Here is a 14,173-nt window from a genome sequence, read left to right as displayed (position 1 = left end):
GTCCGGGTGCCTGCACCCTCCACCGACCTGCTCCGTGACCTGCACCGCGCCGGGTACTACCCCGACCTGGTCGCCGACGTCCTGGACGTCGCGCTCGCGGACGAGCCCGTCGAGGCCTACCTCGTGCACCCCGAGACGACGTTCGACGCGCAGGAGGTGCGCCGGCACGTCACGGTCCTGGCGCTGACCCCGACGCGGCTCGTGGTCGCGCACGTCGACGACCACCCGGCCGACAGCGAGCACCCGTCGGCCAGCGCCGCGGCGACCACCGAGGCCGTGCCGCTGTCCGAGCTGCGCTCCGTCGCGCTCACGCACGTGATCGCGAGCCCGGAGCAGCACCGCCCGGGCACCGCCGCCGCCGAGCTCACGCTCGCCGTCGGCTGGGGCGCGGTGTCCCGGGTCGACCTGGAGCCCGCGACCTGCGCGGACCCGGCCTGCGAGGCGGACCACGGCCTGACCGGCACGCTGACCCCCGACGACGTGGTCGTCCGGGTGTCCGCGGTCGCCGAGGGCGAGGGCGCGGTCCGCGACGCCGTGGCGTTCGCGAAGCGGCTGTCCGCGGCGAGCGCGCGCTGACGATGACCGCCGCCGCGTCGTCCACCGTGCCGGCCCGGCTCGCGGACGCGGGCCTGGTGCCGCCCGACTACGAGGGCCCGTCGCTGTCCGGGCTGCTGCCCGCGGTCGCCGACGCCCTCGGCGCGCCCGTGCCCGACGGCCCGGCCCGGCGCGCCCAGCTCGGGCTGCCGGAGGCGCACCGGGTGTGCGTCGTCCTGGTCGACGGCCTGGGCTACGAGAACCTCACGGAGCGCGCCGGGCACGCCCCGTTCCTGCGGTCGCTGCTGAACGGCTCCGGGCCGCTGTCCGCGGGCTACCCGTCGACGACGGCCGCGTCCATGGGCTCGTTCGGCACCGGCACCGGCCCGGGTCGCACCGGCCTGGTCGGCTACACCGTCCGCAACCCCGCGAGCGGCGGCCTGGCCAACATGGTGTCGTGGGACGGCCTCGGCCCGGCCCGCGAGTGGCAGCGCGAACCCACGGTGTTCGAGCGGCTGGTCGCGCAGGGCATCACGGTGACCACCGTCGGGCCCGCCAAGTTCATGGGCTCCGGCCTGACCGAGGCGGCGCTCCGCGGCGGCGGGTACCGCGCGGCGGAGTCGCTCGCCCAGCGGGTCGACGCGGCGCTGCGGCTGCTGCGGGAGCCCGGCCTCGTCTACCTGTACTGGGGCGACGTCGACAAGACCGGCCACCACGAGGGGGCCGGCTCCTGGCAGTGGGGCGACCAGCTCGAGGCGCTCGACGGCGAGCTGCGCCGGCTGGTCCGGTCGCTGCCGAAGAACGCCACCGTCGTCGTCACCGCCGACCACGGCATGGTCGACGTGGACCCCGCCCGGCGCCGGGACGTCGCGACCACCCCGGGGCTGGCCGAGGGCGTCGCGCTGGTCGCGGGGGAGCCGCGCGCGGTGCACGTGCACCTCGAGCCCGGCGTCGACACGCGCGCGGCGGAGGCCCGGTGGGCCGACGTGCTCGGCGACGACGCGGTCGTGCTCACCGGGGACGACGCCGTGGCGGCCGGGCTGTTCGGCCCGGTGTCCGCGCACGTGCGGCCCCTGATCGGCGACCTGGTGGTCGCGGCGACGGGCCGGGCCACGGTGGTGGACTCCCGGACCCAGACTGCGGCGTCGCTGCAGCTGGTCGGCGTGCACGGGTCGCTGACCCCCGCGGAGCTGCGTGTCCCGCTGCTCGCGGTGCACACCTGAGCCGGCGCGCCGCCCGCACCCCACCCCCGCACACCGAGCACGACGAGGAACGAGGAGCACGTGGCCGAGCTGGTCTTCTTCTGCGGCACCATGGACTGCGGCAAGTCCACCCTGGCGCTGCAGATGCACCACAACCACACGGCCCGCGGCCGGGGCGGGGTGCTGTTCACCCAGAACGACCGCGCGGGGGAGCACGTGCTGTCCTCGCGGCTCGGCCTGTCGGTGCCCGCGCACGAGGTCACGCCCGCGACGGACTTCTGGGACGAGGTCGTGCAGCGGCGCAGCCGCGGCGCACGGGTGGACTTCCTCATCTGCGACGAGGCGCAGTTCTACTCCGCCGAGCAGGTCGAGCAGCTGGGCCGGGTCGTCGACGACCTCGACGTGGACGTCTTCGCCTTCGGGATCACCACCGACTTCCGGACCCGGCTGTTCGCGGGGTCGGCGCGGCTGCTCGAGCTGGCGGACCGCGTCGAGACGCTGCAGGTCCAGGCGCTGTGCTGGTGCGGGGCGCGCGCCACGCAGAACGCCCGCACCGAGCACGGCGTCATGGTCGTCGAGGGCGCGCAGGTCGTCGTCGGGGACGTCGCGGTGCCGGACGACGGCGACGCGGTGGGCTACGAGGTGCTGTGCCGCAAGCACCACCGGCTGCGGATGACCGCGCGCACCTCGGGCGCGCCGGCGCTGTCGCCCCAGACGCTCGGGCTGCTCGCGGGGGACTGAGCCCGGACCGCGCCCGCGGGGGCGGCGTCACCGCCCCCGCGCGGGCCTCACTCCGGCTTCGCGCCGAAGACGATCTCGTCCCAGCTCGGCACCTTCGGCCGGCCCCGGCGCCCGCCGGAGCGCGGCTTCGGCTGGTCCTCGGGCCGCGTCGGCGTCGTGTCCTCGTCCGTCGCGGGCGCGGGCTCCGGCTCGCCGGGCTCGAGCGCGACCGGGGTCTCCGGCTCGTCCTCGGCCGGGCGCGGGCGGGTCGGCGCCGGGTAGATCCGGGCCTCGGCGGCGGGCTCGGCGTCCACCGGGTGCGCCCCGGGGGCCGCGGGCTCGTCGAGCTGCCCGAAGTCGAACGCGTGCTGCGGCCCGAAGCCGCCGAAGGCGTCGCCGTCCTCGTCGTCCTCGAGGTCGAGGGTCTGCCGCACCCCGCGCCGGGCGCGCAGGTCGTCCAGCAGCTCGTGCGTGGCCCGCAGGTCGTCCGCGGGGTCCTCCTCCTCGCGGTGCTGCGCGCGCCCGGGGGAGTCGACCGCCGCGAGCACGGGGCGCACGTCGGCGTCCACGTCGTACACGAGGTCGCGCACGGCGGACAGGTGCCGGCGGGGGACCGGGCCGTCGGCGATCTCCGTCTCGGAGAGCCAGCGGGCCTCGTCCTCCTCCGCGTGCACCGCGCGCGCCTGCGCGTCGTAGGTCCAGCGCGCCTCGCGGGCGTCGTCCTCCACGCGGAACCGCGCGACGACCACCCAGCCGCCGCCGTTCTCGCGGTACGCGTCCCAGGTCACGGCGGCCGTGTCGACGCCGCGCGCCGCCAGGCGGTCGACCACCAGCTCGCCCAGCACCGGAGCGCCGACGTCGCGGCCCACCCGGGTCCCGCGGGCCTGCTCGGCCACGAACTCGCGCTCGGCGAGCACGGGGCCCTCGAACCGCCGCACGTGCTCGACGGGCAGACCCGACTCCTCGGCGATCTGCTCCGCGGACTGCCCGGCGCGCACGCGCGCCTGGATCTCCCGCGGGCTCGGCACGCCCGACTGCTCGGCGCGGATCTGCTCCAGCTGCGGGCGGTCGCGCCGCACCGCGGCACGCAGCGGCTCGTCGATGCGCAGGCGGTAGCGCTGCCCGTCGGCCGCGGCGAGGACCAGGTGCTCCCCGTCCTCGTGCAGCCCGATCAGCTCCAGCTCGGCCATCACCTCTCCCATCGTTCCGCGGACGAGCCTGCCATCGCCGGGGCCCGATCCCGGGGAGGCTCGGCGGTGCGCCGCCGGAACTCCCGGCTGCCATGATCTCCCCTGTGCACGTCGACCTCCCCCTGCAGCCCGTGCTCGAGCTCCTGGGCGTGTTCGTCGGCGCCCTGTCCGGCGGCCTGGCCGCGGTGCGCAAGGGCTTCGACATCTTCGGCATCGTCGTGCTGGCCTGGGTCGCGGGCCTCGGCGGCGGCCTGCTGCGCGACGTCCTGATCGGCGCGATCCCGCCCGTGGGGATCGCGCGGTGGGAGTTCGTCGCGACCGCCTGCGCCGCCGGCCTGCTCACCTGGGCCGCGCACCCGGCCCTGCACCGGTTGCGCCGCCTGGTGCTGGTCCTCGACGCCGGAGCGCTGGCGCTGTTCACGGTCGTCGGGACGGTCAAGGCGCTGGAGTACGGCGTCGGCGCCACCGCGGCGGTCTTCGCCGGCATCGTCACCGGCGTCGGCGGTGGCGTGCTGCGCGACCTGCTCACCGGCGAGCTCCCCGCCGTGCTGCACCAGCGCCAGCTCTACGCCATCCCGTCGCTGCTCGGGGCGCTCGTGCTCGCCGTGCTGTGGCGCGAGGACGCGCTGTCCGAGGGCACGGTCGTCGCCGTGGTCGTCGGGGTCCTCGGCGTCCGGCTGGTCGCGCTGCGGTTCGGCTGGCAGGCGCCGGGGCCGTGGGACCGCGAGGCTGCCCGCGCCCGGCTCGGCCGGGTCGGGGGCGTGGGCCGCGCCGGGCGGGCGCCCCGCGAGCAGCCGGCGCCGCTGCTGCGCTGGGTGGCCCGGGTGCGCCGGTCGCGCGCGGCGGGCCGGGAGGGCGCGGGTCCGGGCGGCGGCGCCGGCGGGCCGGACGCAGGCTGACCCCCGCGCCCGGCCCCGCTCGGGCAGGATGGGACGGGTGACGAGCGCCCCCGTGTCTCCCGCCGCCCTGCCGGACCCCGTCGAGGTCCGCGCCCTCACCGAGCTCGCCGAGCGCCTCGCGCGCTCCGCGGGCGACCTGATCCGCACCACGAGCCCCGAGCGGGTGCAGGTGGCCGCCACCAAGTCCAGCGACGTCGACCCGGTCACGGCGATGGACCTCGCGTCCGAGACCCACCTGCGCGCCCTGCTCGCCGAGCACCGGCCCCAGGACGGCGTGCTCGGCGAGGAGCACGGGCTGGAGCCCGGCACCAGCGGGCTCACCTGGGTGCTGGACCCGATCGACGGCACGGTCAACTACCTGTACGGCGTCCCGGCGTTCGCGGTCTCGGTGGGCGTCGTCGCCGGCGACCCCGACCCGGAGCGCTGGACCCCCGTCGCCGGCTGCGTGCACGCGGTCGCGGACGGCCGCACCTACACCGCCGGCCGCGGGCAGGGCGCGTTCCGCGACGGCCGGCGCATCGAGGCCAACCCGGCGCGCCCGCTCGCCACGTCGCTGGTCGGCACGGGCTTCGGGTACCTCGAGCAGCGCCGCCGCGCGCAGGGCCGGGTGCTCGCCGCGCTCCTGCCGCAGGTCCGGGACATCCGGCGCATCGGCTCGGCGGCGCTGGACCTGTGCCGGGTGGCCGAGGGATCGCTCGACGCGCACTACGAGCGCGGCCTCAACCCGTGGGACCTCGCGGCCGGGCAGATCATCGCGATCGAGGCGGGTGCGCAGGTCAGCGGCCTGCGGGGGCGTCCGGCGGGCGTCGAGATGTCCGTCGTCGGGCCCGCTGCGACGGTCCACGCGCTGGCCGCGCTGCTCGCCGACCTGGGCGCCGACGCGGACGACTGAGCCGGGCGTGCACGCCGCCCCGAAATGAGGCACAATCCGGGGCGCCTGACCGGGAACAAACGGCGACCCCCGTTCGCTTGATCCCGCGTACGCCGATCCCGACCACCAGACGGAGCGTGACCACACCACATGGCAACCGACTACGACGCCCCGCGCAAGACCGAGGAGGACCTCAGCGAGGACTCGCTGCAGGAGCTCCAGGCCCGGCGCTCCGACAAGAACTCGGGCGTGGTGGACGAGGACGAGACCGAAGCGGCCGAGGGGTTCGAGCTCCCGGGCGCGGACCTGTCGGGCGAGGAGCTCTCGGTCCGGGTGCTGCCGCGCCAGGCCGACGAGTTCACCTGCTCGAAGTGCTTCCTGGTCCACCACCGCAGTCAGCTCGCCTACGAGAAGGACGGCATGCCCGTCTGCTCGGAGTGCGCGGCCTGAGCTGCCGACCGGGCGCGCACGCCTGATCGGCAGGCGAGCGCGCCCCACCCAGCCGTCACGACGCCGGCCGGACCCCGACGGGTCCGGCCGGCGTCGTCGTCCCCGGCGGGGTCAGGCGGCCGGGTGCCCGCCCTCGACGGTCCCGCCGAGCGCCGCGACCAGCTCCGCGGGCCGCCGGGTCGAGACCACCCAGTAGGGCGTGGGGTCCGCCGGGTCGTCGAGCTCGACGCGCACCGCGGTCCGCACCCAGCCGCGCAGGCACACGTGCGCGCGGGCGTCCAGTCCCGGGCCGAGCTCGTGGCGGGTCTCGTCCGCGTCGAGCGCGCGCGGCGCCCGGAGCAGCGCGACCGGGACGTGCGCGTCGCCCGCGTGCAGCTCGCCGCCCTCGACGCGGACCCGCGTGGCGAGCCGCGCCGCGGCGAGCGCGGCCGCCACCAGGCCCAGCGCGGTGCCCACGCCCGCCGCCACCGGCGACAGGGGCAGCAGCACGATGCCGAGCATCGCGGCGAGGGCGGGCACGGCGACCCAGCCGGCGGGGGAGGGCCAGAGGCGCTCGGCGAAGGCGGGGGCGGTCGTCGTCTGCACGGCCCCAGCATCCCACCTGCGACGGGTAGGGTCGGGGCCCGTGACGGACGACGCGCCCGCCCCCGTGGCCCCCGAGACCCTGACCATCGGCCTGCGCCGCCTCGACGAGGGCGTGCCGGTCCCGGCCTACGCGCACCCGGGCGACGCCGGCGCGGACCTGGTGACCCGGGTCGACGCGACGATCGAGCCCGGCGAGCGGGCCACCCTGCCGACGGGGATCGCGATCGCCCTGCCCGAGGGCTACGCCGCCTTCGTGCACCCGCGCTCCGGCCTCGCCGCGCGGCACGGCCTCACGATCGTCAACGCGCCCGGCACGGTGGACGCCGGCTACCGCGGCGAGATCGCGGTGACGCTCCTCAACACCGACGCGCGCGAGCCCGTGGTGCTGCACCGCGGCGACCGGGTGGCCCAGCTGGTGATCCAGCGGGTGGAGCGCGCGCTGTTCGTCGAGGTCGACGAGCTGCCGGACTCGGTGCGCGGCACGGGCGGCTTCGGGTCGAGCGGCGGCTGGCGGGCCGCCGGTGCGCCCACCGAGGCGGCGGGCGCGACCACCGGTGCGCCCTCGGCGGACACGCAGGCGGCCCGCTAGGTGGTCCGTGGCGTGCGGACTATCGTGGTGACGAACGCGCCCGCGACGCGGGCGACCCGGAGAGGGGACTGAGGGTGGCGCTATTCCGGCGCGGTGCGAAGGACCGCACCGCCCAGGACCAGACCGCGGCCGGCGTCGACGCAGCCGAGGGGGCCGCTGACCAGGCGGGCACCGCGGCCGCCGCGGGCGACGGACCCGAGGTGCAGGACGCGACCCCGGAGGACCCGGCCCCGGCCGCCGTCGACCGGTCCGCCGGCCCCTGGGACTCCACCGAGGAGATCCCGCCCGGCCCGCGCGTCGACCTGGGTGCCCTGCGGCTGCCCGGCGTGCACGGCATGGAGCTGCGCATGGAGATCGACAAGAAGTCCGGCACGGTGACGGCCGTCGGCGTGACGATCGACGGCTCGACCCTGCAGATGCAGGCGTTCGCCGCGCCGCGGACCGACGGCATCTGGGACGAGATCCGCGAGGAGATCGGCGAGTCCGTGCGCAAGCAGGGCGGCGCCGTCGACGACGTGCCCGGCCCGTTCGGCCGCGAGCTGCTCGCCCGGCTGCCCGTCCGCACCCCGGAGGGCCGCACCGGCCACCGCCCCGCGCGGTTCGTCGGCGTCGACGGCCCCCGCTGGTTCCTGCGCGGCGTCATCACCGGCCGCGCCGCGGTCGACGAGGAGGCCGCGGGCACGCTCGAGAACCTGTTCCGGACGACCGTCGTCGTGCGCGGCACGGAGGCGCGCGCCCCGCGCGACCTGCTCGCGCTCACGCTCCCGAACCAGGCGGACGGCGTGGCGCCCCAGCCCGCCGCCCCCGCCGCACCCACGTTCGACCCGCTGAAGCGCGGGCCGGAGATCACGGAGATCCGCTGACATGTCGCCGCTGTCGCTGCGGGAGGGCCTGCGCCGGGCCGTCGCGTCGCAGGAGGAGATCGAGGCCTCGGAGGAGCGCGAGGACGCGGTCCGCGCGAAGGGCTGCGTGCCCGTCGCGCAGACCCCGGACCGGCACCGCGTGAAGGTCTCGGGCGTGATCCGCTCCGTCGTGCTGCGCCCGCGCCAGGGCGTGCCCGCGCTCGAGGCCGACCTGTACGACGGCAGCGGCAACCTGGTGCTCGTCTGGCTGGGCCGCCGGGAGATCGCCGGCATCGAGCCGGGCCGCCGGCTCAAGGTCGAGGGGTTGGTGTGCACCCGCGAGGGCCGGCGCTCCATGTTCAACCCGCGCTACGAGCTGCGGCCCCGTCCGGGTGAGTGAGCCGACGCCGGCCGGCGGCCGCGAGCCGTCGGTGACGCCGGACCCGCCCGCCGCGGCCGACACCCCCGTGCCGCCCGCCGCCGCGCCCGAGGACGCCGTCCCCGCCCGCGGCATGCGCGCGATCGAGGCCGACAGCTTCTCGATCGCGGAGTCCGTCGGCGGGGTCCGCGGCGCGGTCGAGTCGGTCCTGCCCGGCCTGCTGTTCGTCGTCGTGTTCGTCGCGTCCGGCCAGCAGCTGCGCCCCGCGCTGATCGCGTCCGTCGCCGCCGCGGTGCTCGCGGTCGTCGCGCGCCTCGTGCAGCGCAGCCCGCTCACCCAGGCGCTGTCCGGCGTCCTCGGGGTCGGCATCGGCGTCGTCTGGGCGTGGCGCACGGGCGACGCGAGCGACTACTTCGCCTGGGGCCTGCTCACCAACGTCGCCTACCTGCTGGCGTTCGTGGTCTCGGTGCTGGTCCGCTGGCCGCTCGTCGGCGTCGTGCTCGGGCTGTTCCGCGGCGACGGCCCGATGTCCGAGCAGGGCTCGTGGGCCGGCGCCGTCGCCTGGCGGAGGGACCCGGCGCTGCTGCGCCGGTACGCCCTCGTCACCTGGCTGTGGGCGGGGATGTTCGCCGCGCGGCTGGTCGTGCAGGTGCCGCTGTACTACGCCGACGAGGTCGCGTGGCTCGGCACGGCGAAGCTCGTCATGGGCGTGCCGCTCACGGCGCTGGTGCTGTGGGCGAGCTGGATCCTGGTACGCGGCTCGACAGCAGCGCGGCCAGGTCCTCCTCGGACGCGTCCCGCCCCGTGACGAACAGCAGCTCGTCGCCGCCCTCCAGGGTGTCGTCCCCGGACGGCTGGAACGGGCGGTCGTCCCGGACGATCGCCGCGAGCACGGTGTCGGCCGGCCAGTCGATCTGACCGACCAGCGACCCGGCGAGCGGCGAGCCCTCGGGGAGCGTCAGCTCGAGGATGTCCGCGCCGGACTGGTGGAACGTGAAGATCCGCACCAGGTCGCCGACGGAGACGGCCTCCTCGATCATCGCCGTCATGATGCGCGGGGTGGAGACGGCGACGTCCACGCCCCACGCCTCGTCGAACATCCACTCGTTCTTGGGGTTGTTCACCCGGGCGACCGTGCGCGGCACGCCGTACTCGGTCTTGGCGAGCAGCGAGATGACCAGGTTGGCCTTGTCGTCGCCGGTGGCGGCCACGACCACGTCGCACTCGTCCGTCCGCGCCTGGGTCAGCGTGGGCAGCTCGCACGCGTCGGCCAGCAGCCAGTCCGCGTCGGCCACCTGCGCGACGCGCATGGCGGAGGGCTGGCGGTCGATGAGCGTGATCTCGTGCCCGTTGGCGAGCAGCTCGCGCGCGATGGAGCGGCCGACCGAGCCGGCGCCCGCGATGACGACCCTCACGCCTGCACCTCCGGCGCCACGGTGAGGGTCCGCTCGACGGCGGCGGACTCGTCGGTCCGGAGCAGCAGGTGCACGATGTCGCTCTCCTGGAGGACGGTCTGCGCGTCGGGCAGCAGCCCGTCGCCGTAGCGGGTGAGGTACGCGACGCGGGCGCCCGTGGCCTCCTCGATCAGGCGCAGCGGCTTGCCGACCCAGCCGGCGTGCACGTCGACCTCGGACAGGCTGATCTTGCCGGACGCGTCGGTGAACTGGCTGGTCGCGCCCATCGGCAGCAGGCGGCGCAGCACCTGGTCGGCGGTCCACCGCACGGTCGCGACCGTGGGGATGCCGAGGCGCTGGTAGATCTCCGCGCGGTGCGGGTCGTAGATCCGGGCGACCACGTTCTCGACGCCGAAGGTCTCGCGCACGACGCGCGCGGCCAGGATGTTCGAGTTGTCGCCGTCGGACACGGCCGCGAACCCGAACGCGTCGTCGATGCCCGCCTGGCGCAGCGTGTCCCGGTCGAAGCCGAGGCCGGTGACCTTGCTCCCGGCGAACTCCGCGTCGAGGCGGCGGAACGAGTCCGGGTTCTGGTCGATCACCGCGACGGAGTGCCCGTGGGACTCGAGCGACTGGGCGAGCGTGGCGCCGGCGCGGCCGCAGCCCATGATGACGAAGTGCACAACGCGGAACGCTATACCCCGCGCGGACCGCCGGGCGCGCCGGTGGTCCCGGGTGGTCCCGGGTGGTGTCCGGTGCCGGAACGCCCCGGGTGCGCCTAGCATGGTCGCTCGTGCCGGATCTCGCGGATGCCGCCAAACGCTTGCTGCTGGGCCGACCGGTCCGCAGCGAGAACCTGGGGCACACCCTCCTCCCGAAGCGGATCGCCCTGCCGATCTTCGCGTCGGACGCGCTGTCGTCCGTCGCCTACGCCCCCGACGAGGTGCTGCTGACGCTCGCCCTCGCCGGCGTGAGCGCCACCGTCATCTCCCCGTGGGTCGGCCTGGCCGTCGTCGTCGTGATGATCACCGTCATCGCGTCGTACCGGCAGAACGTGCACGCCTACCCCTCGGGCGGCGGCGACTACGAGGTCGCCACCGTGAACCTGGGGCCGAAGGCGGGCGTCACCGTCGCCAGCGCGCTGCTCGTCGACTACGTGCTCACCGTCGCGGTGTCCGTGTCGTCGGGCGCGCAGTACGCGGCGTCGGCGATCCCGGCGCTGCGGGGGCACGAGGCGCTGTTCGCCGTGGCCATCGTCGTGCTGCTCACCCTCGCGAACCTGCGCGGCGTCCGGGAGTCCGGCAACGCGTTCGCGATCCCGGTGTACCTGTACATGGTCGCCGTGGGCAGCACCGCGATCTTCGGGTTCGTGCAGTACCTGACGGGCGACCTGCAGCCCGCGGCCTCCAGCGCGCTGACGATCGTCCCCGCCGACGGCTTCGACCAGGGGCTGATGGGCGCGGCAGGCGCGTTCCTCGTGCTGCGGGCGTTCGCGTCCGGGTCCGCCGCGCTCACCGGCGTCGAGGCGATCAGCAACGGCGTGCCGTCGTTCCGCAAGCCCAAGTCGAAGAACGCCGCGACCACCCTGCTCCTGCTGGGCGGGCTGTCGGTGTTCCTCATCATGTCGATCCTGACGCTCGCGCGGCTCACCGGCGTGCACTACGTCGAGGACCCGTCGACCCAGCTGCTGGACAACGGCGTGCCGGTCGGCGAGGAGTACGTGCAGGACCCGGTCATCGGGCAGCTCGCGCAGACGATCTTCCACTCGTTCCCGCCGGCGTTCTACCTGGTCTCGGTCGTCACCGGCCTCATCCTGATCCTCGCCGCGAACACGGCGTTCAACGGGTTCCCGGTGCTCGGCTCGATCCTCGCGAAGGACGGCTACCTGCCGCGGCAGCTGCACACCCGCGGTGACCGGCTGGCGTTCTCCAACGGCATCATCGCCCTGGCCGCCGGCGCGATCGCGCTGATCCTGGCCTTCGACGCCCAGGTCACCCGGCTCATCCAGCTGTACATCGTCGGCGTCTTCGTGTCGTTCACCCTGTCCCAGCTCGGGATGATCAAGCACTGGACCCGCGAGCTCCGCACCCAGCCCGACCCCGACCGCCGGCGGCAGATGCTCCGGTCCCGGGTGATCAACGCGATCGGCTTCGGCATGACCGCGACCGTGCTGGTCATCGTGCTCATCACCAAGTTCACGCACGGCGCCTGGATCGCCATCCTCGCGATGATCATCGTGTTCATCGGCATGCAGGGCATCCGCCGGCACTACGACGCGGTCAAGGCCGAGCTCGCGCTCGGCGCCGACCCCGCGGCGGCCCGCGCGCTCCCGAGCCGGGTGCACGCGCTCGTGCTCGTCTCGCACCTGCACCGGCCGACCATGCGGGCCATCGCGTACGCCCGGGCGTCGCGGCCGCAGACCATCGAGGCCGTCACCGTCGGCGTCGACCCCGAGGACGCCGCGGCGCTCCGCGCGCAGTGGGAGGCCATGGACCTCCCGGTGCCGCTGCGGGTGCTGGACTCGCCGTTCCGCGAGATCACCCGGCCCGTCATCACCTACGTCCGCTCGATCCGGCGGGAGAGCCCGCGGGACCTGGTGGTCGTCTACATCCCCGAGTACGTCGTGGGCCACTGGTGGGAGCAGCTGCTGCACAACCAGAGCGCCCTGCGGCTCAAGGGGCGTCTCCTGTTCACGCCGGGCGTCGTGGTGGCGTCCGTGCCGTGGCAGCTCGCATCGACCGAAGGGCAGACCGGCATGGAGGACCACGTGCGCAGGACGATCTCCCGTGGGCTCTGAGGCGCGCAGCGCCGCGGTGGCCCCGGGGGACCTGGTCGAGCTCGAGGTCGGTCCGGTCGCGCACGGCGGGCACTGCGTCGCCCGGCTGCGGGCGCCCGGCGAGGACGCCCCCGGGCGGGTCGTGTTCGTCCGGCACGCGCTGCCCGGCGAGCGGGTCGTGGCGCGGCTGACCGACGCCGGGCCGAAGGCGAGGTTCTGGCGGGCCGACGCCGTCGAGGTGCTCGAGGCGTCGCCCGACCGCGTGGAGTCCGCGTGGGCCGAGGCGGGCCCGGGCGGCGTCGGGGGCGGCGAGCTCGCGCACGTCCGGCCCGACGCCCAGCGCGCCTGGAAGGCCGCCGTGCTGGCGGAGCAGCTGCAGCGGCTCGCGCGCGTCGAGCGGGAGGTGCCCGTGCGGGCGCTGCCCGGCGACGACGAGCGGGGCGGCCTCGGCTGGCGCACCCGGGTCGGCTTCCTCGCCGACCGGGAGGGCCGCGCCGGCATGCGCCGGTTCCGGTCGCACGACGTCGTGCCGGTGACGACGATGCCGCTGATGAGCGACGCGCTGGCGGAGCTCGACCTGCTCGGGCGCCGCTGGGCCCCGGGCGCCCGGATCGAGGCGGTCGCGCCCGCCGGCGGGGACGCCCCGGTCGTGCTCGTCGACGACCAGCCGTTCGACCTCCGCCGCGGCAAGGTCGACCCGCGGCCGAACGCCCGGTCCGCCGTCCGCGAGCAGGTGCGGGTGGGGGAGCGGGAGTGGGCGTACCGGGTCGCCGCCGCCGGCTTCTGGCAGGTGCACCGCGAGGCGCCGGCCGCGCTCACCGGCGCCGTGCTCGACGCCCTGGGCGACGTCGACGGCGCGCGCGTGCTGGACCTGTACTCCGGCGCGGGCCTGTTCACGCTGCCCCTGGCCGACGCGGTCGGCGACGCGGGGTCCGTGGTGGCCGTCGAGGGCGACGCGCGCGCCGTGCGGGACGCGCGCCGGAACCTGCACGACCGGCCGCAGGTCGAGCTGCACGGCGGCGACGTGGCCGGCGCGCTCGCGTCGGGCGCTGCGGGTGCCGGGGTCGACGCCGTCGTGCTCGACCCGCCGCGCGTAGGTGCGGGGCGGGACGTCGTGCGGGCGGTCGCGGGGCTCGCGCCGCGGCGCGTCGTCTACGTCGCGTGCGACCCCGCCGCGCTGGCGCGGGACGTGGCGTACCTCGCGGAGGAGGGCTACGCGCTGGCCGACGTGACGGGGTACGACCTGTTCCCGATGACGCACCACGTCGAGGCGGTCGCGGTCCTGGAGCGCTGAGCCACCATCGAGCGCGCCGAACCGCGTCCCCGGCATCTCCGGATCGCCGCAGGTCGGGGCGCCGATGCCCTCGCGCGGGGCCGCGCGTCGGCCTAGCGTGGGGACCGGGCACCGCGGCCCGCGGCGCCCGCCCCACCGGAAGGAGCCGACGATGACGACACCGCACGAGGGTGACGCCCGCGAGTCCGCCGCCGAGGCGACGCGTCGGGTGGCCGAGGCCGGCCGCCGCGCGACCGCCGAGCTGCACAAGCAGGGCACCCCGGACTACGACCCCCGCCAGCACCAGAAGGCCGTCGAGCGCGAGCGCCGGGCGGTCGAGGGCACCGCCGGGGACTGAGGGCCCCGCCTCCCGGCCGGCCGTGCGCGGCCCGGCGCGCCCGTCGACCCCGGCGCGCCGGGCCGCGCGGGCGCCGCGACGCGCAGGGCCGCGTCGGGGTAGGATGTATCT

The 14,173-nt window shown here is 76.2% G+C and carries 17 protein-coding genes; 13 read left to right on the top strand and 4 right to left on the bottom strand.

Annotated features, from left to right (window positions below):
• Positions 1 to 6: 6 nt before the first annotated feature.
• From J5O08_RS08595 to J5O08_RS08585, 3 genes are read left to right on the top strand one after another with little or no spacing between them, the layout of a single operon-like run.
• On the top strand, positions 7 to 576 hold the full coding sequence (locus J5O08_RS08595; RefSeq protein ID WP_217613878.1) for a DUF5998 family protein: 570 nt from the start codon (positions 7 to 9) through the stop codon (positions 574 to 576).
• 2 nt (positions 577 to 578) lie between these two features.
• Positions 579 to 1,757, top strand: a complete 1,179-nt coding sequence (locus J5O08_RS08590) for an alkaline phosphatase family protein (protein ID WP_218706458.1) — start codon at positions 579 to 581, stop codon at positions 1,755 to 1,757.
• A gap of 60 nt (positions 1,758 to 1,817) precedes the next feature.
• Positions 1,818 to 2,477 (top strand): thymidine kinase, encoded by a 660-nt coding sequence (locus tag J5O08_RS08585; protein ID WP_218706457.1) that lies wholly within the window; start codon positions 1,818 to 1,820, stop codon positions 2,475 to 2,477.
• 47 nt (positions 2,478 to 2,524) lie between these two features.
• Here J5O08_RS08585 and sepH read toward each other — a convergent pair whose 3' ends face one another.
• Positions 2,525 to 3,646, bottom strand: coding sequence for a septation protein SepH (gene sepH / locus J5O08_RS08580; RefSeq protein WP_218706456.1), 1,122 nt, complete (start codon positions 3,644 to 3,646; stop codon positions 2,525 to 2,527).
• 104 nt (positions 3,647 to 3,750) lie between these two features.
• Here sepH and J5O08_RS08575 point away from each other — a divergent pair, with 104 nt between their 5' ends.
• From J5O08_RS08575 to J5O08_RS08565, 3 genes are all read left to right on the top strand, one after another.
• The gene (locus J5O08_RS08575; RefSeq protein ID WP_246855062.1) at positions 3,751 to 4,545 is read left to right on the top strand and encodes a trimeric intracellular cation channel family protein; all 795 of its coding nucleotides are present in this window, start codon (positions 3,751 to 3,753) and stop codon (positions 4,543 to 4,545) included.
• Positions 4,546 to 4,573: 28 nt separating this feature from the next.
• Entirely contained in the window at positions 4,574 to 5,437 is an 864-nt protein-coding gene (locus J5O08_RS08570) for an inositol monophosphatase family protein (protein WP_217613874.1), read from the top strand.
• 129 nt (positions 5,438 to 5,566) lie between these two features.
• The gene (locus J5O08_RS08565; RefSeq protein WP_146835284.1) at positions 5,567 to 5,866 is read left to right on the top strand and encodes a DUF4193 domain-containing protein; all 300 of its coding nucleotides are present in this window, start codon (positions 5,567 to 5,569) and stop codon (positions 5,864 to 5,866) included.
• A 111-nt stretch (positions 5,867 to 5,977) separates the two neighbouring features.
• Here the strand turns inward: J5O08_RS08565 and J5O08_RS08560 are convergent, their stop codons facing one another.
• Entirely contained in the window at positions 5,978 to 6,451 is a 474-nt protein-coding gene (locus J5O08_RS08560) for a DUF3093 domain-containing protein (RefSeq protein ID WP_218706509.1), read from the bottom strand.
• A gap of 40 nt (positions 6,452 to 6,491) precedes the next feature.
• Here J5O08_RS08560 and dut point away from each other — a divergent pair, with 40 nt between their 5' ends.
• The 4 genes from dut to J5O08_RS08540 all read left to right on the top strand — a co-directional run bounded on the left by dut (position 6,492) and on the right by J5O08_RS08540 (position 9,069).
• A complete protein-coding gene (gene dut, locus J5O08_RS08555; protein ID WP_308281488.1) occupies positions 6,492 to 7,040 on the top strand; it encodes a dUTP diphosphatase in 549 nt (182 codons plus the stop codon).
• 74 nt (positions 7,041 to 7,114) lie between these two features.
• Positions 7,115 to 7,903: a DUF3710 domain-containing protein gene (locus J5O08_RS08550; protein ID WP_218706452.1), complete on the top strand. Its 789-nt coding sequence runs from the start codon at positions 7,115 to 7,117 to the stop codon at positions 7,901 to 7,903.
• A 10-nt stretch (positions 7,904 to 7,913) separates the two neighbouring features.
• Positions 7,914 to 8,282 (top strand): OB-fold nucleic acid binding domain-containing protein, encoded by a 369-nt coding sequence (locus J5O08_RS08545; RefSeq protein WP_147797223.1) that lies wholly within the window; start codon positions 7,914 to 7,916, stop codon positions 8,280 to 8,282.
• A complete protein-coding gene (locus J5O08_RS08540; protein WP_308281487.1) occupies positions 8,275 to 9,069 on the top strand; it encodes a DUF3159 domain-containing protein in 795 nt (264 codons plus the stop codon). Before J5O08_RS08545 ends, J5O08_RS08540 begins: the two co-directional genes overlap by 8 nt.
• Here the strand turns inward: J5O08_RS08540 and J5O08_RS08535 are convergent.
• Positions 8,978 to 9,676 (bottom strand): TrkA family potassium uptake protein, encoded by a 699-nt coding sequence (locus tag J5O08_RS08535; protein ID WP_217613872.1) that lies wholly within the window; start codon positions 9,674 to 9,676, stop codon positions 8,978 to 8,980. The genes J5O08_RS08540 and J5O08_RS08535 overlap by 92 nt on opposite strands.
• Positions 9,673 to 10,323: a TrkA family potassium uptake protein gene (locus tag J5O08_RS08530; protein WP_217613984.1), complete on the bottom strand. Its 651-nt coding sequence runs from the start codon at positions 10,321 to 10,323 to the stop codon at positions 9,673 to 9,675. Before J5O08_RS08530 ends, J5O08_RS08535 begins: the two co-directional genes overlap by 4 nt.
• A 125-nt stretch (positions 10,324 to 10,448) precedes the next feature.
• On the opposite strand from J5O08_RS08530, the gene J5O08_RS08525 reads away from it, so the two are divergent.
• The 3 genes from J5O08_RS08525 (at position 10,449) to J5O08_RS08515 (ending at position 14,062) form a co-directional block, all read left to right on the top strand.
• Positions 10,449 to 12,452, top strand: a complete 2,004-nt coding sequence (locus J5O08_RS08525; protein WP_217613871.1) for an APC family permease — start codon at positions 10,449 to 10,451, stop codon at positions 12,450 to 12,452.
• Complete coding sequence (locus J5O08_RS08520) at positions 12,442 to 13,725, top strand: class I SAM-dependent RNA methyltransferase (protein ID WP_218706451.1); 1,284 nt, start codon at positions 12,442 to 12,444, stop codon at positions 13,723 to 13,725. Before J5O08_RS08525 ends, J5O08_RS08520 begins: the two co-directional genes overlap by 11 nt.
• A gap of 151 nt (positions 13,726 to 13,876) precedes the next feature.
• Positions 13,877 to 14,062 (top strand): translation initiation factor 2, encoded by a 186-nt coding sequence (locus J5O08_RS08515; RefSeq protein WP_218706450.1) that lies wholly within the window; start codon positions 13,877 to 13,879, stop codon positions 14,060 to 14,062.
• Positions 14,063 to 14,173: the final 111 nt, after the last annotated feature.

The sequence above is a fragment of the Cellulomonas sp. PS-H5 genome (genome assembly GCF_019265565.1).
In the GTDB taxonomy this organism is placed as follows: Bacteria; Actinomycetota; Actinomycetes; order Actinomycetales; family Cellulomonadaceae; genus Cellulomonas.
This window is presented reverse-complemented; position numbering and strand designations above follow the sequence as displayed.

Bases quoted from the DNA above. Each gene is read 5' to 3' on its own strand.
- J5O08_RS08590 (WP_218706458.1), top strand. From the start codon at position 579: ATGACCGCCGCCGCGTCGTCCACCGTGCCGGCCCGGCTCGCGGACGCG.
- sepH (WP_218706456.1), bottom strand. From the start codon at position 3,646: ATGGCCGAGCTGGAGCTGATCGGGCTGCACGAGGACGGGGAGCACCTG.
- J5O08_RS08570 (WP_217613874.1), top strand. From the start codon at position 4,574: ATGGGACGGGTGACGAGCGCCCCCGTGTCTCCCGCCGCCCTGCCGGAC.
- J5O08_RS08565 (WP_146835284.1), top strand. From the start codon at position 5,567: ATGGCAACCGACTACGACGCCCCGCGCAAGACCGAGGAGGACCTCAGC.
- J5O08_RS08530 (WP_217613984.1), bottom strand. From the start codon at position 10,323: ATGGGCTGCGGCCGCGCCGGCGCCACGCTCGCCCAGTCGCTCGAGTCC.
- J5O08_RS08515 (WP_218706450.1), top strand. From the start codon at position 13,877: ATGACGACACCGCACGAGGGTGACGCCCGCGAGTCCGCCGCCGAGGCG.